Below are 21802 nucleotides of genomic sequence, written 5' to 3' on the forward strand. Positions count from 1 at the left end.
GCCCAATCGAGGTGTTATCAGGCGCTAGTTGCCGGTTTAGATTGCGTATTCTCCAGCATGCGACGAATCGGAACAATGAGGACGATCAGGACCGCGGCGCAGATCAGCAGCGCAATCGAGCAGCGAGCGAAGAGATCCGGCAGCATATCCAGTTGGTCAGCCTTCACATGGCCGCCAATCAAACCTGCGGCCAGGTTACCCAGTGCACTGGCGCAGAACCACAGGCCCATCATCTGCCCACGCATTCTTTCCGGAGCCAGCAGCGTCATCGTCGCCAGACCGATCGGACTCAGGCACAGCTCACCAAGCGTCAGCATCAGGATGCTGCCCACCAGCCAGAATGGAGAAACGCCTGCACCGCCGTTACTGAGAACGTTTTGCGCCGCCAGCATCATCAGGCCAAAGCCTGCCGCCGCGCAGAGAATACCAATAACGAATTTGGTAATGCTGCTCGGGCGAATGTTCATGCTCGCCAGTTTCGGCCATGCCCAGCTAAATACCGGCGCCAGCAGGATGATAAACAGCGCGTTTATCGACTGGAACCACACCGCCGGGATTTCAAAATCACCGATCATACGGTTAGTGTAGTCGTTGGCAAACAGGTTGAACGAGGTCGGCTTCTGCTCAAACGCGGACCAGAAGAACGCGGCGGAAACCAGCAGGATAAAGCAGACCAGCAGTCTGGCGCGCTCTTTGCGGTTCAGACCGGCAAAGATGAACAGGTAGATAAAGTAGAGTGCAACGGAGGCGGCAATCACGTATACCAGCATGCTGGCAACCGCGACCGGATTAATGACAATCACGCCCTGCGCAATCAGCGTAACAATAACTGCCACACCGACGGCCAGCGCCAGCAGCCACGCGCCCACGCCGTTACGTTTTACAACCGGGCTGTTCCAGGTGGAGTCGAGTCCCACTTCGCTGTCGTAGCGTTTCATCGATGGAACGGCAAATACGCGGAAAATGATCAGCGCCACCAGCATCCCGATACCACCGATGCCAAAGCCCCAGTGCCAGCCGTGGGTTTTAATCAGCCAACCGGAGATCAGCGGCGCGATAAACGACCCCATGTTGATGCCCATGTAGAACAGCGAGAACCCGCCGTCGCGACGCGCATCGCCTTTTTTATACAGCGTGCCAACCATGACCGAAATACAGGTCTTGAACAGACCGGAACCGAGCACGATAAACATCAGGCCGATAAAGAACAGGTTGTTTCCCATAATGGCCGAGAGCGCAATCGACAGGTGGCCGAGCGCAATCAGAATGGAACCGTACCACACCGCTTTCTGTTGGCCGAGCCAGTTATCCGCCAGCCAGCCACCCGGCAGTGCGGCAAGATACATCGTACCGGCAAAGATACCCACAATCGCCGAGGCGTTTTCACGAGCCAGCCCCATGCCGCCGTCATAGACGGTTGCCGCCATAAACAGGATCAGTAACGGGCGAATGCCATAAAACGAGAAACGCTCCCACATCTCTGTGAAAAACAGCGAGCCGAGCGGATAAGGATGGCCGAAGAAAGTTCGGCTTTCTTTTTGATTAACAGAGGATTGCATAATTCTCCCGAAAGTTATGTCGTCGTGCGTATAAACACCGCGATGTACGCCAGCCAGTTACGTATCTGACCGATTTTTTACATGCGGCGAAAAGTTATTTAACCATTTGATAACCTGAGGCTAGTTTTGTCTAGTACCAGCCCCCGGACTTTAAGATGAAAACTCGACAAATGTCTACTTTCTTAGATTTAAACTTGGTAAAAAACGAATAGTAATTGACATCGCACGGGTTGAGGCAGGCGATGGATTAGCGAAAAAAAACCCGCGACAGGCGCGGGTTTTTATCAGCATCAGCAACGGTTACTTGCTTTTTTTAATGTGCTTAATCAAACGCTTACGCTTACGCATCTGAGTCGGGGTCAGCGTATTGCGTTTGTTCGCAAACGGGTTTTCCCCCTCTTTGAACTGAATACGGATCGGCGTCCCCATCACGTCCAAAGATTTACGGAAATAGTTCATCAGATAGCGTTTGTAGGAATCCGGCAGGTCTTTGACCTGGTTGCCGTGGATCACCACGATTGGCGGGTTATAACCACCGGCGTGAGCATATTTCAGCTTCACACGACGACCACGGACCAGCGGCGGCTGATGATCTTCTACCGCCATAGTCATGATGCGCGTCAGCATCGCGGTGCTGACGCGACGGGTGGAGCTGTCATACGCTTCGCGGACCGATTCAAACAGATTCCCCACACCGCTGCCGTGCAGCGCAGAGATAAAGTGTACGCGCGCAAAATCAATAAAGCCCAGACGGAAGTCCAGCGTCTCTTTGACCTGCTCTTTCACTTCCTGCGTCAGGCCATCCCACTTGTTGACCACGATAACAAGTGAGCGCCCACTATTGAGGATAAAGCCCAGCAGTGACAGGTCCTGATCGGAAATACCTTCGCGCGCGTCAATCACCAGCATCACCACGTTGGCATCTTCAATCGCCTGCAGCGTTTTGATAACGGAGAATTTTTCTACCGCTTCGGTAATTTTGCCGCGCTTACGCACGCCCGCGGTATCGATGAGCACATATTCGCGCTCATCGCGCTGCATCGGAATATAAATACTGTCACGCGTCGTCCCAGGCATGTCGTAAACCACTACGCGGTCTTCGCCGAGAATACGGTTAGTAAGCGTGGACTTACCTACGTTCGGTCGACCCACAATCGCCAGTTTAATCGGCAAATCCTGCGGGTTAAAGTCGTCCTCAGGCTCTTCTTCGCCGTTTTCTTCGGCTTCCAGTTGCGCCCAATATTCTGCGTCTTCATCCACGTCTTCCTGAGGGGCAACGTCATCCATCCACGGCAGCAGAACATGCTCCAGCAGGCTGAGGACGCCACGGCCATGGGATGCCGCGATCGGATAAATTTCACCCAGACCCAACGAGTAGAAATCGACAACCGCCTGGTCAGGATCGAGTCCGTCAGTTTTGTTGGCAACCAGGAACGTCGGTTTCTGGCGAGAACGCAGATGTTTCGCAATAGCTTCATCCGCTGGCATCAGGCCAGCACGCGCATCCACCATGAACAGCACAACGTCCGCTTCTTCAATAGCCAACAGCGACTGTTCCGCCATACGAGTTTCAACACCGTCTTCGGTGCCATCAATACCGCCGGTATCAATACAGATAAACTCGCGGCCTTCAATTTCCGCACGACCGTACTTACGGTCACGAGTCAGACCCGGGAAATCCGCAACCAGCGCATCTCGGGTGCGAGTTAGACGGTTAAATAACGTGGATTTGCCAACGTTAGGGCGCCCGACAAGCGCGACCACAGGTACCATGTTTAAAGCCTCATTTAAAAAATCATCAGACAACGGGCACATTTTTGCGCCGTTGTTAAAAACAGTAAAACGGCCCCTGCACCAGGAGCCGTTTTTCAAAGCGAGCGGCCGGGACGATTAACGCGTAATAGAGTACAGCGTACCGTCTTTCGCCTGGATCAGCAGTTTACCATCAGCAGAGACCGGCTCGGTCAGGAAACCAGAGCTGTCAACTTTCTGCTGGGCAACAAAACGGCCATCGTCAACGTTAATCCAGTGCAGGTAGCCTTCGCTATCACCGACGACCAGATTGCCATTATACAATACCGGGGACGTCAGCAGACGGTGCAGCAGATCGCTTTGCGTCCACAGCGTCACGCCGCCGTCGGTGGTCAGTGCCAGTACGCGGTCGTTCTGGTCAACCAGGTAGATACGGTTGCCGTCGACGATAAAATCATTCACCGAGCCCAGTTCACGTTTCCACATAATCTGGCCGCTGCGCAGATCCAGCGCCGTCAGGTTACCATTATAAGCCAGCGCATAAACAACGCCATTGACGATAACCGGCGTGGTATCAACGTCACTGAGACGATCGATTTCCGTTGGACCTGTCGCCTGAGAAATACGTTGCTGCCAAATCATCTGGCCCTGCTGCATCAGCACTGCGCTCACGCGACCGTTATCACCGCCGACAATAGCTGCGCCAAAGGCGGTCGCTGGGGCAGATTCGCCGCGCAGTGACAGAGAAGGCATGTCGAGGTTAACGGTCCATTTGATAGCACCATCAGCTTCGTTCAAGGCCTGCAACTGACCGTTGCTGGTGTGGATTAATACCACGCCATCGCTCACAACAGGGCGAGACAGCGCTTCACCGGCAACTTTCGTCTGCCACGCAGTGGTCCCGTCGCTGGTATTCAACGCATAAACCTGTGCTTTTTCGCTGCCAATGTAAACATGTCCGCCGGACACGGTTACACCGCCAGAAAGCTGTGCAGATGCGCGGGAGAACCAGCCGTCTTTCTCACCCAGATTAACAGACCAGACTTCTTTGCCGTCGTCCGCATTCAACGCCTTAACGACACCGGCGCGATCGGCTGCATAGACAACGTTATCCGCCAGCGCAGGATGAAGATTGGAATAGAAATCACCAATACCGTTGCCTACGGAGGTGCTCCAGTCCGTAGACGGAGTAAACTGGTTCTCAACCACCGGTAATGGGGACATCTTAACGACATCTTCTTCGCCACTAAACAGTGAACAGCCGCTCAATAGGGTAACGGAAAGCAGCCCTGGCAGAAGTAATTTACGCAATTGCATCGGGTCCCTCTCAGATGGACAAATTATTGATTTTCATCTGCATCATTTCGCTCAGAGCAGGAGAGGCATCGCTTTTCACGCCCGCTTCCCATGCGCTACGCGCACCTTGTTTGTCGCCTTTGCTCAGCAACGCTTCACCGCGCAGATCGGCAACAATGGCCGTCCAGCCTTCACCTTTAATGGTGTCGAGCGTTTTCAGCGCGGTATCGGCTTGTTTAAGCTGAACCTGAACACGAGCCAGACGCAGGTTGATCACCGCTTTGAGGTTTTCATCGCTGGTTGCAGCTAAGCCTTGTTGCAGTTGGCTTGCGGCTTTCTCAAGTTCATTTTGGTCCACAAACTGCTGCGCCAGTTCCAGAGAAGCTAACGCGCCGTAGGTATTTTTGTTTTCTGCGGCAAATTTCTCTGCAGCAGGAAGACTGTCCGGTTTACCCGCGCTAACCGCAGTCACCGTATTTTGATACGCCAGGGAAGCAGAGCGTGCGGACTCCGTCTGATGGCTGGTCCAGTAACGCCAGCCAACCAGCGCGCCAACCCCTAAAATGATCCCAACAGCCAGCGCTTTGCCATTTTCAGCAAAGAAGCGTTTTACCGCATCAACCTGGTCGTTTTCGTTCTCGTAAATTTCCACGCTGTCCTTCTCCTTAGCCCAGTAGAGTGCGCAAATGCGCGGCAACGCTATCCTGCGCTACTGCCGTTTGCTCACCAGAGCGCAAATCCTTCACTACAACAGTACCGTCAGCCACTTCGGACTCGCCCAGTACCAGTGCAACGCGGGCGCCCCACTTATCGGCGCGGGCAAACTGTTTCTTAAAGTTGCCGCCGCCGTGGTTGGTCATTAGTTTCACACCAGGAACTTCATCGCGCAGACGTTCTGCAAGCCGCATTGCCGCCGGCTGCGTGTCCGTCCCCGAAGCGACCAGGTATATATCGACAACAGGGGAGGCAATAAATTCCGGATTAACTGCCTGAACTAACAAAACAAGACGTTCCAGACCCATGGCAAAGCCCACGGCCGGGGTTGCACGACCGCCAAGTTGCTCAACCAGACCGTCGTAACGCCCACCGGCGCACACGGTACCCTGAGAGCCCAGGCTACTGGTGACCCACTCAAATACGGTGCGGTTGTAGTAATCAAGACCACGAACCAGGCGCTGATTGACGGTATAGGCAATACCTGCGGACTCCAGCAGTTTGCACAGACCCGCGAAGTGCTCGCGAGAGTCGTCATCCAGATAGTCGCCGAGTGCTGGCGCGTCGTTGAGCAGAGCCTGTACTTCCGGGTTTTTGGAGTCGAGAACGCGCAGCGGGTTGGTGTACATACGACGCTTGCAGTCTTCGTCCAGTTTCTCTTTGTGCAGTTCCAGGTAGGCGACCAGCGCATCACGGTAGTTTGCGCGGGCTTCAAGCGAACCGATTGAGTTCAGCTCCAGGCTGACATGCTGAGAAATACCCAGCGCGCGCCACCAGCGAGCAGTCAGCATGATCAGTTCCGCATCGATATCCGGGCCTTGCAGGCCAAACACTTCGACACCCAGCTGATGGAATTGACGATAGCGTCCCTTCTGCGGACGTTCGTGGCGGAACATCGGCCCGATATACCACAGACGCTGTTCCTGATTGTACAGGAGACCATGTTCGATGCCGGCGCGTACGCAGCCCGCAGTCCCTTCAGGACGCAACGTCAGGCTATCGCCATTACGGTCCTCAAAGGTATACATCTCTTTTTCAACCACGTCGGTGACTTCACCGATCGCGCGTTTGAATAACGGGGTCTGCTCTACAATCGGCAAGCGGATTTCACTGTAACCGTAGCTACCGAGCACGTTTTTGAGAGTGCCTTCAATGCGCTGCCAGATGGCGGTTTCGCCAGGCAGATAATCGTTCATGCCGCGAATGGCTTGAATGTTTTTTGCCACGTTTATTCTCTTTATGAATATAAAAATGAACCCTCAGCGCTAACCCGAACAATACGGGCGCCATGCGGGTTCAATCATACACGGGAAGCACGCCGCTTCCCATCACGTTGTTATTTTTCAAGCTGCTGCACGTCGATACGACGCGCTTCGTCCAGGATGCTTGCTTTAGCGCGAATGCGGGTTTCAAGCTGCGTAATCATGTCGTCGTTATCGATTCTGTCCTTACGCACGCCGTCTTCATACAGACCGCTTTTCTTGTTACCGCCCGTCACGCCCAGCGTAGAAACCAGCGCTTCCCCAGGACCGTTTACCACGCAACCGATGATCGAAACGTCCATTGGCGTAATGATATCTTCCAGACGTTGCTCCAGCGCGTTAACCGTACCGATAACGTCAAACTCCTGTCGCGAACAGGTTGGGCAAGCGATGAAGTTGATCCCGCGCGCGCGAATGCGCAACGATTTCAGAATATCGAAGCCTACTTTGATCTCTTCCACCGGATCGGCCGCCAGAGAAACACGCAGCGTGTCGCCGATCCCTTCAGATAACAGCAGGCCAAGGCCGATGGCGGACTTCACCGAACCGCTACGCAGGCCACCGGCTTCGGTGATCCCCAGATGCAGCGGTTGATCGATCTGTTTCGCCAGCAGGCGATAGGATTCAACGGCGAGGAAAACGTCAGACGCTTTAACGCTGACTTTGAATTGATCGAAGTTCAGACGATCGAGGTGATCTACGTGGCGCATAGCGGATTCCAGCAGCGCCTGCGGCGTAGGTTCACCGTATTTTTCCTGCAGATCTTTTTCCAGCGATCCGGCGTTGACGCCGATGCGGATAGGAATATTTTTATCACGAGCGCAGTCCACTACCATGCGAATACGCTCTTCATTACCGATATTGCCAGGGTTAATACGCAGACAATCAACGCCGTATTCCGCCACCTTCAGCGCGATACGATAGTCGAAATGAATATCGGCAACCAGCGGGACGTTAACCTGCTGTTTGATAAGCTTGAACGCTTCTGCAGCATCCATTGTCGGTACAGAGACACGAACAATATCTGCGCCTACGCGTTCCAGCGCTTTGATCTGATTAACCGTCGCTTCCACATCCGTGGTACGCGTATTGGTCATCGACTGTACAGCGATGGGCGCGCCATCGCCGATCGGCACGTTCCCAACGTAAATGCGTGTCGATTTTCTACGTTGAATTGGAGCCTGGTTATGCATTAAAAAATCTCCCGCATTGCCGTCTGTTACTGAGCCGGTGATTGTTCGGCATTAACGGTCAGACGCGCAACCTGGTTAGTTCTGATAAAACGACTCAGATCGACAGGTTTACCCTGGAACTGAATCTGCACTGCCGCCGGAGCGCCAATTTTCAGTTTGTACGGCGCCTGACCGGTCAGGTTCAGATTGCCGTCTTTACGCTGCATCCCGCTGAACAGTTTTTTACCGGTCGCATCGGTGACTTCCAGCCAGCAATCGGCGGTAAAGTTCATCACCAGCGCGTTAGGATCGGCAGCTGGCGTAGTCACGCCAGCCTGATCGGTCGGCAGCGGTGCTGCGGTAGTTGGCGCTGCGGTTGCGGTATCGACGTTAGCCTGAGAAGGCGCCACAACGGCATTCTGCTGCGCATCAGCGGCAGGTGCCGGGGTCGCTGCCGCATCTGCCGTAGGCGCTGCGTCCGCCACTGCACCATCGTCCGGTGCCGGAGTCGTCTCCTGGCCCGCTGCGGCGCTGGTATCTAACGGTACGTTCTGCGCCCCCTCTTTACCGGCATTCAGCTCAGCGGAGGATTGATCGGCCATGGTGGTGATCTCTTCCTGCTGCGCTTTATGGTTTTGCCACCACCAGGCGCCTGTCAGCCCGACAACGACAAACAGTACCAGCCAGGTAAAGGTCATTAACCAGCCGTCGCGTTTCTTACGACGCTTACCGAGCGAGAAGCTCTGCATCGGCGCGACTTTGGCTGGACGAATCGGAGCCTGTTTTTCCAGCCCTGGCAACAGTTCTTCTTCAGGAATATGCACCAGACGCGCATAAGAACGGATGTACCCGCGCAGGAATGTTGAAGCGAGATCGGCTGGCGCCTTATCTTCTTCAATATCGCGTACCGTGGAGACCTTCAGGCAAAGTCGCTCCGCGACTGCCTGCTGGCTGAATCCGAGTTGTTCACGGGCATTGCGCAGACGAACGCCGGTGGATAGTGCTTCATTTTTGTCGTGCGTGGCTTCAGTATTCATTCGCTACAGCTGCGTAAATTTGGGTTCTGATGCCGGCGAGCCACAATGCTCACCCACACCGCGAAACATCTGGTCAGTTAACCTTCGTCAGACAGTATAAAACGGTCAGACTATCAATGACAAAACAGCGTAAGCCTGAGGGCTAAACGCTTGTTGCGCCGTTACATACTGCCTTAAAGTCGACAAAAACGCACCGTTATTATTGACCTGACGACGACAACAAAAAACCTCATATGGCTTACATTACACTACGGTACATGAATTGTACCGTAGTGCACTCAACATCAAACGGTCTTAATGTCGATAGCGTCGCCCTGCATACGCTTACGCAGAGTACGCTTGGTACGGTCGATAACGTCGCCCGCCAGCTGACCGCAGGCAGCATCGATGTCATCGCCACGTGTTTTACGCACGATGGTAGTAAAACCATAGCTCATTAACACTTTGGAGAAACGATCGATACGGCTGTTAGAGCTACGACCATACGGCGCGCCCGGGAACGGGTTCCACGGGATCAGGTTAATTTTACACGGCGTATCTTTCAGCAGCTCGGCCAACTGATGCGCGTGTTCAGTGCCATCATTGATGTGATCTAACATCACATACTCAATGGTCACACGTCCCTGGTTAGCGTTGGATTTCTCCAGATAACGACGAACCGCGCCAAGGAATGTTTCGATATTGTACTTTTTATTGATAGGTACAATTTCGTCACGAATTTCATCGTTCGGCGCATGCAGAGAAATTGCCAGCGCGACGTCAATCATATCGCCCAGCTTATCCAGCGCAGGGACCACGCCTGACGTGGAGAGCGTGACGCGGCGCTTGGACAGCCCGAAACCGAAGTCATCCAGCATGATTTCCATCGCCGGCACCACGTTAGTCAGGTTGAGCAGCGGCTCGCCCATCCCCATCATTACCACGTTGGTAATAGGACGCACGCCCGTAGCCTTCACCGCCCCGACGATTTTCGCCGCGCGCCAGACCTGACCAATGATCTCCGATACCCGCAGGTTACGGTTGAAGCCCTGTTGCGCCGTAGAGCAGAATTTACACTCTAATGCACAACCGACCTGTGAAGAAACACACAGGGTCGCGCGATCGTCTTCCGGGATATACACCGTTTCAACGCGCTGATCGCCAACTGCAATGGCCCATTTGATCGTACCGTCAGAAGAACGCTGCTCTTCCACCACTTCCGGGGCGCGAATTTCAGCCACTTCTTTCAGCTTGTTACGCAGCACCTTATTGATGTCAGTCATGTCATCAAAGTTATCGCTGCAATAGTGGTACATCCACTTCATGACCTGATCGGCACGAAACGGTTTTTCGCCCATCTCTTTGAAGAATTCGCGCATTTGCTGACGGTTCAGATCCAGCAGGTTAATTTTTCCATTTTTATTTGGAACCGCAGGAATGACGACTTCAGAGGTGTTAACTAATTCAGACATAATTTTTTCCGGCCTCGTTGTTACACGTTGTGGCCCGTGGAGGGTTAAAAAGAAACGCCCCGGCAAGCGATCTGCTCTTCCGGGGCGTTGCATTGTACAAAGTCTGGCGCAGGGATGCCACGTTTGCACGAAGCATTAGCGAAAATAATATGTAAAGGAAGATCGTAGGCCTGATAAGACGCATCAGCGGCGCCATCAGGCAAAGCAGAGCCGGATGCGCAAACGCTTATCCGGCCTACAGGACGAGCTTATCAGCGAGTGCGCGGGCAAACCTCGCCTTCACCAAAGAAATAGGCGATTTCGCGCGCTGCAGATTCAACGGAATCAGAACCGTGAGTACCGTTCTCGGTGAAGCTGTCAGCGTAGTCTGCACGCAGAGTACCCGCCAGCGCATTTGCCGGGTTGGTTGCGCCGAGCAGGTCGCGGTGACGCTGTACGGCATTTTCGCTTTCCAGAACAGAAACAACGATCGGACCGGAAGTCATGAATTCAACCAGACCGTCAAAGAATGGCTTGCCGTCATGCTCAGCATAGAAGCCGCGCGCCTGCTCAACGGTCAGGTGCAGCATTTTAGTACCGACAATTTTGAACCCTGCTGCTTCAAAGCGCGCAAAGATGCTGCCAATAACGTTTTTTGCCACCGCGTTTGGTTTGATGATGGAAAAAGTACGTTCAATAGCCATGATTACCTCTGAAAAAGATGTTTTGTTGTGGTTTACCTGGCGCGGATTATAAAGAGCATCCCGGCAATTGACTATTGATGAAGGTAACATTTCTTTAAAATAAGATGAATTTTAGCAACAAACAGTCACCAACTGATCTACTGCATCGAAAATCTCACCGTCGCCACCTGCCCGGCGTCATCCATCACCAGCAGTTGATAATCCCCTTTCGTCGCCAGCCGTAGCGTAAGATGTTGTCCGCGTTCATCCAGCCTTTCGCCATTGAGAAACCACCAGCGCTCACCTGACCCGCCGGTGGTTCGTACCGGCAATGAGGCTTGTGCAGAACCGGGTAAACGCCTCACAATCGCGCCATCACGCACCCCTGTCAACTGCAACGGCAGCGAATCGTCCTGCCCCAGCGGCGGACACGTGGCAGAAACCGGTGGTAATCTCGCCCTACGGCGTTCTGACTCCGGCAGCCATGGCTCCAGCGGTAAAGGCCAGACGATTAATGTTTGTTCGCGCGCCTGCGGGCAATCTGCCGCCACACGTTTGCCTTCTTCGTCCAGCCAGACGGGGAAACGAATGCCGCTCACCCCCTCCTGCTCGGGCAATAGCAACGTTGGCGGCTGGCTGCCGTCCAGTATCCAGGTTGCCAGACGACGTCGACAGTTGCTGTCACCGGGCGCAAGAGATTGCCCACCAGGCCAGCACACCACGCCACGGCTAACGGATACCGGACGCGGATCTTCCGGCTGATTTGTCCCGCGAGAGAGCAGAAGATTATTGACCTGATTAAGCAGCGGCACGGCACTGGCAAATCCAAACTGGCCCACAACTGGCGTTCCGTCTGGTCTGCCAGTCCAGATACCGATCACATAACGGGCGTTAACACCAATCGCCCACGCATCGCGATAGCCATAGCTGGTGCCCGTTTTCCACGCCAGCGGGACCACTCTGCTCAAAGCGTTATCCGGTAGCGGTTGCGCTTCATCGGCCATAATACGGCGAATAATCCACGCCGCGCCCGCCGACATCAACGGACGTTCAAGCAGTGGGTCGCCCGGCTGCAGACGCAGTTTTCCCGCTTTTCCCTGGCGAGCAAAGGCGCTGTAGGCTGCGGCTATATCTTCCAGCCTTGCCCCCGCGCCGCCTAAAATCAGCGACAGATTCGGCGCTGCCCCTGCGGGCAGATACAGCGGTAAGCCAACGTTACGTAACGATGCGGCAAAACGCTTCGGGCCATAGGCTTCGAGTACCTGTACGGCGGGTAAATTCAACGACCTTACCAGCGCTTCGCTCATACTCACCGGTCCATGAAAACCGCTGTCAAAATTCCCTGGTCGATAGTCCCCGGTTCGCCGAGGTACATCCTGCAACAGCGAAGCAGGATGAATGAGTCCGTCATCCAGCGCCAGACCATATACAAACGGCTTTAGTACCGAGCCCGGCGAACGGATCGCATTCACCATATCCACATGACCAAAGCGGGAGTCGTCATTCATATCTACCGACCCCACCCAGCCACGCACGCTCATATCGGTGTGATCGACCACAATCATCGCCAGCGAACTGCGCGCAGGTAAGCGCCCCTTCCAGTTTTGCGCCAGCTCTTCCAGTTGGCGCTGCAACCCGGCGTCAAGGGTGGTCACGATTTTATCGCTTCGGCTTTTTCCCAGCATCATGCGCGAGAATAACGGCGCTAACTGCGGCATTTGTCTGGGCGCCAACCAGACCGGTTCTTCGCGCGACTCCTGTACCTGTCTGGCAGGCCAAATGCCCTGCGTCGCCATACGTTCGAGCACTTTATTGCGCGCCGCTTGCGCGCGATCCGGCCAACGATCCGGGCGCAGACGACTCGGCGCCTGGGGCAGCACCGCCAGCAGCGCAGCATCGGAATAACTCAATTGCGCGGGCGATTTGCCAAGATAGGCCCAGCTTGCCGCCCCCACGCCCTGCAGCGTACCGCCAAATGGCGCACGGTTAAGATACAGCGTCAGGATGTCGCGCTTGGAGAGGTGCCATTCCAGCTGCAATGCGCGCCAGAGCTGGCGGAACTTGCCGCCGAAGGTTCGCGGATGGGGATCGAGTAATCGTGCTACCTGCATGGTGAGCGTACTGCCGCCCGAAACCACACGCCCAGAGGAGAGGTCCTGCCACGCTGCGCGCAGCACGGAAAACGGATTGACGCCGGGATGTTTCCAGAACCAGCGGTCTTCGTAGTTAATTAACGCCTCAAGGTAGCGAGGCGATACCTCATCAATAGCCACCGGATAACGCCAGATACCGTCCGCATCGGCGAAGCGCCACAGCGGCGTACCATCATGCGCCACCACGACCCGTGCCGGATCGACTTCGTGCAGCGGCAGCGGCCAGATTTTATCTGCCGCCCAAACCGCCGCCAGAAACAATAGCGCAACGGCTGCCACCCAGAGCCAGCAGCCGCGTTTACCCAACCCGCGCATCATTTACGGTCTGACAATCAAAAGTCCCTCTGTCGCACCGGTCGCGCGCCACTGCGGAACATACATTGATTCCACCTGCGGGACAGGAACCTGGTAGGTCCCCGGCGTTACCGCCCGCGCCAGATACACCAGCGTAACCGGTTGTCCTTCATTGACCGCCACCGCGGCAACAAAGCGATCGTCACGGAATTCAACGTGCTGGATATCCGCTTGTTGCATCTGATTGAGCAGATTCGCTACTTCGCTACCGCTATCCTGCAGGCTGGCGCTGCCGTTGGCCAGATTCTGGTTTTCCAGCTCCAGGCCGGCTGGCAGTAAATCGACCACCAGCGCATCCGGTACATTCTGGCTGGCTTTCACCTCCAGCCAGACCAGCACCAGCTCGCCGCTGCGCAGAGAATCCAGCGATTTGCTGTTTCCGTCTAGCCCCAGGATTTGACGCTCAATATGCAAAACGTTGCTGGCAGGCGTCGGTGAGGTTTGCGGGTAACCGCTCACATCCAGACGCAGCCACAGTGGCAAATTACCGGTATTGGTGACGCTCAGCGTAGACAACGCATCGGCATCCAGATTCCGCGTCTGTGATTTCTCCCCGGCTAACGGTTGTTCAGAGAGTGACGTTTGCGCCTGCCATGTGCCTGGCAAGTCCTGTAACGTACGCGCGGCAAGGAACAGCGCATTATTTTCCTGAGTAGAGAGCCAGCGCTGCCCAAAGGCCTGTTCTGACAAGGTGCTCAGCAAGGTATTCTGCACGTCAGGTTTGAGTTTGTTCTCTTCCAGCAAGGCCAGCATCAGCGCGTTGTCGCGCAGCTGGCTGCCGTAATCCGCCATCCACTGCTGCGCGTCGCGACGTGGTGTATTCAGCGCCAGGGTCAACGCCTGTTCACTGCGGTTGGCATCGCCCATGTTTTTCAGCGCGATCCCCAGTTGCAACAGCGGTAAACCGGAAGCGGCCTGTGCACGGTGATCCCAGATCTCACGCAGCGCGCCGAGCGGGGCTTTCTGCTGACGAGCCAGCACCAGCGCGGCGTAGGCCTGTACGGCAAATCGGCTTGCTGATGCGTCGTCGGTATAGCGAATCGACATCATGCCCGGATCCTGCAAATAGCGCAGCAGCCGCTCGTTACCCCGGTTAATCACCTCCGCCGGGACGCTGTAGCCCTGTTCATTCGCTCGCACGAGGAAATCCATCACATACGCGGTCAGCCAGTACTCTTCCGATCCGTTTTTATCCCACAGCGCAAAACCGCCGTTATCACGCTGCATTTGCAGTAAACGAGAAATACCAATGTCTACTGCCGCACGGCGTTTTTCATCGCTATCACCCGCGATACCTAACGCCTTCAGCTGTGCGGCGTTGGTATATAAAGAAGGGAACAACCCGCTCGCCGTTTGCTCGAGGCAACCGTAAGGGTAGGCTTTCAGTTCGCGGATGTAGCGCGCCAGATTCAGCGGCGGCTTACCGCTAAACAGCAATTGCCCCTGCATCGTCGCTGGGGAGAAATTGGTCAGTTCTTCGACCGGAAGCTGCCAGGTTGCCCCCGGCTGAAGTGCGACGCCGTTATTCACGGTTTGCGCCGGGAATGCCGGTCGCACGCCAATCTTCCACTGTTTATGCTGCACAGGCAGCGTTTCACCCGGTAAAGTCAGACCGCTAATTTCTGCCTGAATTTCGCCATCGCCAAAACCCTCCTGCGCGCGCACCGGAATAAACAGCGTAGTCCGTACGCCTGGCGCCAGATTCACCGGGGCGGGATCTTGCCCCATGAGTTCCAGCAGACCGCTGGCCGCGAGCTTAATATTCAGCGTTTGTGGTTTGTCAGTCAGGTTGATCACATCCAGCGTCAGACGCGAGGTATCGCCCCCTGCCAGAAAGCGCGGCATGTTCAGTTCAGCAATCATCGGCGCGGCGACAATCACTTTGCTTTCGCTGCTGCCAAAATCATCCGCCGTCCAGGCTTGCGCCATTACCCGCAGCTCGCCGTTGAAATCACCAATCGGTAACGTCACCGTACCTTCGCCCTGCTCGTTAAGCGTAACCGGCAGCGCCTGTTGCGCCACAATATTGACGTGATTGACCGGTGGCTTACCGCCGCGTTTTAATTCATCGCCATCACCACCAAAGCGCAGCGCCGCCAGGCGCCCTTGCCCTTCGATCACCTGGCCGTAAATATCATAAATATCTGCACCATAGCGTTTTTGCCCGAAAAACGCCTGCCACGGATCCGGCGTGGCGTAGTCGGTAATGTTCAACACCCCGCTGTCGACGGCTGAGACCAGCACATTAACCTGCTTTGGCACCTCGCCATTTTTAACGCTGGCTTTAATCTTGACGGTCAACGGCTGATTTGGCCGTATTTTCGCCGGGCTTTCCAGGGCCAGCGCCAGACGACGGTTTTCATCGCCTAACGGTAAATGTAGTAAGCCGACCGCCCGTTTTGGCGTTGCCGAACGGGACTTGTCGCCAGGACGAACCACCAGCGCACTGAGATACAAATCGTGGCGATTCCAGGCTTTATCGACCGGGATGGAGATATCGAGACCATCCGCCGGTACGTCTATTTCTTGCCACCACAGCGGGCCTTCGCTGGATTCCACCATTGCATAACCTTTGCCAGCAGCGGGAGCGGCAACGTGTAGCTTCATGGTATCGCCAGGACGATAGCTGGGTTTATCAAGTTTCAGGGTCACGCGATCGGGACGCACTGCCCCACTGCCGTCGCTGTTATCCTGCCAGCTATAACCCGCCCAGAAGCGTACGCTGCTCACCGCATCATTCGGGGCTTTGACTTCCAGACGATAGGCACCCCACTCAACCGGAAAGCTGACTTTACCGGTCTCATCCGCTTTAAGATCCAGGGTCTGCTCACCCTCAACAAGATCCTTTTGATCGAACTGTGATTGCCAGCCCTCGCCTTCAGACCAGTTCCAGTAATAATCACGACGTTCACGGATCAAACGCACCTGCAAGCCGGACACCGCTTTTTTATCGCCTTGCGCATCGGCATACACAATATCGAAAGCAGCGTTGCTGTCTTCATCGACAATAGGCTGATTCACGGTGGTATCGGTGCGGTAATCATAAACGGCTTTTGCCGCAAACTGCGGACGAATACCCGGCAGTGTGTCCGCAGGCCAGATGGCTTGTTCAGCCCGACGCGTTACCGGACGGCCACCTGATTCCAGCAGGCTGGCTTGCAGGATCACCTGTAACGGAGAATGTGTCTCCTGCCATTGGCTGTTGGTCGTCACTTCGCCGCGACCGTGATCATCCAGCGTCAACTGCACTTCATCGAGACTGCGGGAAAGGTTTTCTTCGGCAATATTACCAAACTGGAACCCTGGTAATGCCTGCACCGCTTCGCGCAGCGGGCGCAGGAAAAGCTGCCCTTGCAGGGCATTGCCGTTAGCGGGCGCGCCGTACAGGTAGTAGCCCACTACCGAGAACTTCACTTCATCAGTTGGCGCTACCGGCATTTTGCTGGCGGTGAGATTGAGCGCCATCCGCTCCGGCATAAAATCTTCAACGTGGAAATCCCACATCCGCGACTGGTTGTCGCCTGTATTGGCACGAATATGCCACATACCGGTTGGCGCGCTGCTGTCCAGCGGCCAGCTAAAGCGGTACAGGCCGTTCTCCGGCTGGCTAACTACCGAGCGTAAGACCTGTCCGTCGGGCTTAACGACTTCCAGCTTCACTGGCTGGTCGGGTAACGTTTTACCGTCGCTGTCACGCAGTAATCCGTTGAGGATCACCGTCTCGCCAGGCCGATAGAGGTCACGGGGACCAAACATAAAGAACTGTTTGCTATATCCCGGCGCACCAGCAATATCAAACTCAGCCAGGTCCAACGCCGGAAGCTTCAGATCCAGCAGCGTGGTTTGTCCGTCTTTGCGGGCCAACAATAAGGCCGCGTCTTTATCGGTCTTAAGCGTTACATGACCCTGGGTGTCGCTGGTTGCCTGCGCCAGCGTCTGCCCTTTTTCGTTGAGTAACGTGACCTCAATACCCTGCTGCGCGGCGCCGTTTTCAAGACTCTGCGTAAAGACATCCAGTTGATTGTGGTAACGGTGCGCAGACACACCAATATCGCTGAGCGTGAACAGCGTCGCGGCATTGCTGTAGTTGTATTGTCCAGCCTGATTCATCACTGCGATGTAAACGCCCGCTTGCTGCAACGGCTTGATATCGCTCAGCGGCAGCAGCAGCTTCTCACGGGTGTTACGCGCCGGATTGAGGTCAAAGCGTCCGGTATAAACCAGTTCCGCCATTTTCAGCAGATTGTCGGACTCCCAGTTTGCCAACGAGTTGCGGTATTCCCACTGGCTGACAAACGCGCCGAGCGACTCAGGCTTTACGCGAAAGAAGTTCACATCCACGCTATTAACGTTAAGAGCCATAACCGGCAGCCCTTCAATCACTTTTCCCGGCAGCAGCGAGCCACGACTGGCGAACCCTACGCTTGGCTGAACGTCGCGGGTGGTAATGTTTTTTTCATAATCTATAGAGAACGTCGCTTTATTCAGCGCCAACAAATCACGCTCAATAGTCACCACCAGTTCCCGGTTGGGTTCGAGATGGCGTAAGCGTAGCTCTTTCAGATTTGGCGCCAGCTCCCAGGCACCATCCACTTTGCCGCTTTTTTTATCAACAACGTGCACGACGCGGGAAAAATCTTGTTCTGGATCGAGGGGAATGGAGAAGGTCAACACGAGCGTTGCCGCACCGTCGAGCTGGACCTCTGAGGCATCCAGCAGCGTCAGCGACTTGCCCTGGCTTTGCTGCATCAGCTTTTGTAATTGGGCCTTGTCTTTTACTGGCGCAGTCTGGGAAGCTGGCGAGTCAGGTTTCGCAGCCGTCGGTGATTTTTCATTATTATTATCGCACCCAACCAGTGCCAGCATCAGCATGCAGGCCGCTACGCGTAAATGTTTCATTTTTCATCCCTGGCCGCAGTGGCCCGTTAGCTACGTAGAACAACTATTATGCGTCAGATTTCCGGCTGTGGAAGCCAGTAACTGTACAACGTTGTCCTAATTTTAGTGATTAATGTGGATTCGCCTGACAAATCAGCCTCTTTTACTTGTCGCTTTGTACTAAACGTCCGACAATTTGCCAAAACCTGGTAAAAATGGAGATGCCTATGACCACCGCCTTCTTTGTCGCTGCCGACTGGCTTGCCGAACACATTGACGACCCGGAAATACAAATTCTTGATGCCCGGATGGCACCTCCAGGACAGGAAGATCGCGATGTTGGCGAGGAGTATCGTGCGGGCCATATTCCTGGCGCAGTCTTTTTTGATATTGAAGCGCTTTCCGACCATACGTCACCGCTACCGCATATGATGCCGCGCCCGGAAGCCTTTGCTGTAGCTATGCGTGAGCTGGGCGTTGATCAGGATAAACATCTGATTGTCTACGATGACGGAAATCTGTTTTCCGCTCCACGCGCATGGTGGATGCTGCGGACTTTTGGCGTCGAGAATGTCTCCATTCTGGCGGGCGGTCTGGCAGGCTGGCAGCGTGATGAGCTAATGCTCCAGGAAGGAGATGAGGATTTACCTGAAGGTGAATTTAACGTGGCATTTACGCCTGAAGCCGTCGTGCGCGTCACTGATGTGCTGCTGGCCAGTCATGAAAAAACGGCGCAGATCGTCGATGCCCGTCCGGCTGCGCGTTTTAATGCTGAAGTTGACGAGCCGCGTCCAGGCCTGAAACGTGGTCATGTGCCCGGTGCGCTTAACGTACCGTGGACAGAGCTGGTTCGTGACGGTGAACTGAAAACCACCGACGAACTGGATGCTATTTTCTTCAGCCACGGCGTAAGCTTTGACCGCCCCATTATCGCCAGCTGCGGCTCTGGCGTAACGGCTGCTGTCGTGGTACTGGCGCTTGCCACGCTGGGCGTTTCTAACGTCGCATTGTATGACGGCGCATGGAGCGAATGGGGAGCGCGGAGTGATTTACCGGTAGAACCGAAATTATAAAGCTGGAAAAGCCGGATAGCGCTTCGCTCATCCGGCCTACAATTTAGATAATCCGGTTCTGTTTAAAGTCGCGCAGGAAACCACCCCATCGGCGCTCATAGAACGGGGCGATGTGCTCAGTGATAAAGTGGCTGACGCCCTTCTCGCCTTTCTTCACCTGGCAGATGTCAATGGGTTCATCACCCGGCAACGTATCGGTTGCGACGCTGCCCGCAGCGTGGATGATCTCTTCAATATCCCCTTCCGCTTCAATACCAATCAGCAGATTCGGCTGGGCTTCCGCGCTTTCTTTGATTGAGCAGAGAAACGCGCGTTTTACCGGCTTGATGGTTTTAAACAGCGTGGTCAGCGAGTCAATCATCTGCGCTGGCGGCTCAGCGACTTCAGAGAGGATCAGCGATTCACCGCCTTCGAGTACTTCCTGGGTGCTCAGCGGATTACCCTCTTCCCCCATCAGCAGGCTTACCTCACGCGGCATAAATTCTTTGCCGGTCGGCAGTTTCGCGTTGAGAAACAGCGTTTCGCCGAGCGTCATTTCAAACAACGTACGCACCGGCATCACGACAAACGCTTGTTCATCTTCCACCGCCTGTTGCAGGGCTTCCAGAGAGGTGAAGAACGGGATCACGGTCGTGCCGTCTTCTTTCTCCCAGTGCTGCAGATCGAGGGCGCTGTCTTCAACCACCGCCTCACCTTCAGCGGCGGTACCCGGTACCCAGACGGTGGATTCCAGTAAAGTACGGAAAAATGCCGGACGATGCGCAGGCTCTGTCGCCGCTTGCTCCAGCAATGTTTCTAGTTCATTTTTTGATTCGGACATAAGTATCACAAATTGGATGAATACATGTAGGCCGGATAAGCGTAGCGCCATCCGGCAATACAGTAATAAATTATGCGGTCAGCAGATTCGCGATAGTGCGCACACCCAGACCAGTTGCACCCGCAGACCACTGCTCAACCGGCGCTTTGCGATAGGTTGCGGAGCAGTCGATATGCAGCCAGCCCTGCTGGTAGTTTTCCACGAAATGGGACAGGAAGCCCGCCGCGGTGCTTGCGCCAGCCGGGTAAGCCGCACTGCCGGTGTTATTCAGTTCAGCAAAATTAGACGGCAACTGGCTTCGGTGGAACTCTGCCAGCGGCAGACGCCAGAACGGTTCGTTTTCTTGTGCCGCACTTGCCAGCAGGCGAGCAGCCAGCTGATCATCAAAGCTAAACAGCGCGTGGTAATCATTGCCCAGCGCGGTTTTCGCCGCGCCGGTCAGCGTGGCGGCATCAATGATCAGTTCCGGTTTCTGCGCGCTGGCGTCGATCAGGCCATCGGCCAGCACCAGGCGCCCTTCGGCATCGGTATTCATTACTTCAACTTTTTTACCGTTGCGATAGTGAATAATATCGCCGAGCTTAAAAGCGTTGCCGCTGATCAGGTTATCCGCGCAGCACAGATACAGCTTCACGCGCTTGTTCAGACCACGGGTGATGGCAAACGCCAGCGCGCCGGTGACCGTTGCCGCACCGCCCATGTCGGACTTCATTGAGTCCATAAATGCGCTTTGCTTGATGCTGTAACCGCCGGAGTCAAAGGTAATTCCCTTGCCAACCAGACAGGCATAAACCGGGGCTTCCTTGTCGCCAGTCGGGTTGTAATCCAGCGCCAGCAGCACCGGCGGACGTTCGGAGCCACGACCCACGGTATGCAGTCCCATGTAGTTCTGCTCACGCAGATCTTCGCCTTTGGTGATCCGGTAAGAGACGTTATCACAAGCCACGCCACACAGCAGGTCGACTGCGCGTTGCGCCAGTTGTTCCGGGCCCAGCTCTTCTGCCGGGGCGTTAATGGTATCGCGCACCCAGTCAATTATCTTCAGACGGTTGTCCAGCTCTTTGCGCTGCGCTTCGTCCAGGGTAGCCCACTCAACTTTGCGGGTGCCTTTTGGTCCTTTATAGCCCTGCCAGAAAGCCCAGCTGCGTTCGGTATCCCAGCCTTCACCGTCCAGTTGAACGTGTTTAATCCCCAGACCGTCAATTTTACGTGCGGCGCGCTGGATAAGGCCGAGGTCATCTTTCCCGTTCAGATGCAGGGTAATGCCGTCATTATTAATGCTGTATGTCGCCTTTTCACCCCAGCGGGCGTCAGCGGGTTGCGTGGAAAGCGTAATTTTCATGGCTTCTGTCATTTTATTTATCCTTATTTTCGCGCATACAGGAAAACGGGCCACCCGTGGGCAGCCCGTTGACTTATTCGGCTTCGTCCAGCCAGACCAGCAAAATGGCCTCAAGGATTTTTTCGTTCGATGCCTGCGGATCATCATCGAACTCTTCCAGGTCACAGATCCATTGATGCAGATCGGTGAAACGAACGGTCTTGGGATCGAGGTCGGGGAACGCGTCATACAGCGCCTCGCCGATCTCGCGGCTATCGGTCCACTTCAGTCCCATACT

Annotated in this window: 15 protein-coding genes; 1 reads left to right on the forward strand and 14 read right to left on the reverse strand. The window is 55.1% G+C overall.

Features of this window, described 5'->3' with window-relative positions:
- Positions 1-17 precede the first annotated feature (17 nt).
- From LA337_16795 to LA337_16845, 11 genes are all read right to left on the reverse strand, one after another.
- The gene (locus tag LA337_16795) at positions 18-1559 is read right to left on the reverse strand and encodes a peptide MFS transporter (protein UBI14824.1); all 1542 of its coding nucleotides are present in this window, start codon (positions 1557-1559) and stop codon (positions 18-20) included.
- Between the two features lie 300 nt (positions 1560-1859).
- Entirely contained in the window at positions 1860-3332 is a 1473-nt protein-coding gene (der, locus tag LA337_16800) for a ribosome biogenesis GTPase Der (protein UBI14825.1), read from the reverse strand.
- Between the two features lie 117 nt (positions 3333-3449).
- Entirely contained in the window at positions 3450-4628 is a 1179-nt protein-coding gene (gene bamB / locus LA337_16805) for an outer membrane protein assembly factor BamB (GenBank protein UBI14826.1), read from the reverse strand.
- Positions 4629-4638: 10 nt separating this feature from the next.
- Complete coding sequence (locus LA337_16810) at positions 4639-5259, reverse strand: YfgM family protein (GenBank protein UBI14827.1); 621 nt, start codon at positions 5257-5259, stop codon at positions 4639-4641.
- A 13-nt stretch (positions 5260-5272) separates the two neighbouring features.
- Positions 5273-6547, reverse strand: coding sequence for a histidine--tRNA ligase (gene hisS, locus LA337_16815; protein UBI14828.1), 1275 nt, complete (start codon positions 6545-6547; stop codon positions 5273-5275).
- A gap of 110 nt (positions 6548-6657) precedes the next feature.
- Entirely contained in the window at positions 6658-7776 is a 1119-nt protein-coding gene (gene ispG, locus LA337_16820; protein ID UBI14829.1) for a flavodoxin-dependent (E)-4-hydroxy-3-methylbut-2-enyl-diphosphate synthase, read from the reverse strand.
- Between the two features lie 26 nt (positions 7777-7802).
- A complete protein-coding gene (gene rodZ / locus LA337_16825; protein ID UBI14830.1) occupies positions 7803-8792 on the reverse strand; it encodes a cytoskeleton protein RodZ in 990 nt (329 codons plus the stop codon).
- Between the two features lie 284 nt (positions 8793-9076).
- Positions 9077-10243: a bifunctional tRNA (adenosine(37)-C2)-methyltransferase TrmG/ribosomal RNA large subunit methyltransferase RlmN gene (locus LA337_16830; GenBank protein UBI14831.1), complete on the reverse strand. Its 1167-nt coding sequence runs from the start codon at positions 10241-10243 to the stop codon at positions 9077-9079.
- Positions 10244-10494: 251 nt separating this feature from the next.
- Complete coding sequence (gene ndk, locus LA337_16835; GenBank protein UBI14832.1) at positions 10495-10926, reverse strand: nucleoside-diphosphate kinase; 432 nt, start codon at positions 10924-10926, stop codon at positions 10495-10497.
- 137 nt (positions 10927-11063) lie between these two features.
- Positions 11064-13376: a peptidoglycan glycosyltransferase PbpC gene (pbpC, locus tag LA337_16840; protein UBI14833.1), complete on the reverse strand. Its 2313-nt coding sequence runs from the start codon at positions 13374-13376 to the stop codon at positions 11064-11066.
- Positions 13377-18311 (reverse strand): alpha-2-macroglobulin family protein, encoded by a 4935-nt coding sequence (locus LA337_16845; protein UBI14834.1) that lies wholly within the window; start codon positions 18309-18311, stop codon positions 13377-13379.
- Positions 18312-18517: 206 nt separating this feature from the next.
- Between LA337_16845 and sseA the strand changes: the two genes are divergently transcribed.
- Entirely contained in the window at positions 18518-19363 is an 846-nt protein-coding gene (gene sseA, locus LA337_16850; GenBank protein ID UBI14835.1) for a 3-mercaptopyruvate sulfurtransferase, read from the forward strand.
- Positions 19364-19406: 43 nt separating this feature from the next.
- On the opposite strand, the gene sseB is transcribed toward sseA, so the two are convergent.
- From sseB to iscX, 3 genes are all read right to left on the reverse strand, one after another.
- Positions 19407-20183 (reverse strand): enhanced serine sensitivity protein SseB, encoded by a 777-nt coding sequence (gene sseB, locus LA337_16855; protein ID UBI14836.1) that lies wholly within the window; start codon positions 20181-20183, stop codon positions 19407-19409.
- Positions 20184-20253: 70 nt separating this feature from the next.
- Positions 20254-21537 (reverse strand): aminopeptidase PepB, encoded by a 1284-nt coding sequence (gene pepB, locus LA337_16860; protein UBI14837.1) that lies wholly within the window; start codon positions 21535-21537, stop codon positions 20254-20256.
- Positions 21538-21598: 61 nt separating this feature from the next.
- Complete coding sequence (iscX, locus tag LA337_16865) at positions 21599-21799, reverse strand: Fe-S cluster assembly protein IscX (GenBank protein ID UBI14838.1); 201 nt, start codon at positions 21797-21799, stop codon at positions 21599-21601.
- Positions 21800-21802 lie beyond the last annotated feature (3 nt).

The sequence above is a fragment of the Citrobacter europaeus genome (assembly GCA_020099315.1).
GTDB classification, from domain to species: Bacteria; Pseudomonadota; Gammaproteobacteria; order Enterobacterales; family Enterobacteriaceae; genus Citrobacter; species Citrobacter europaeus.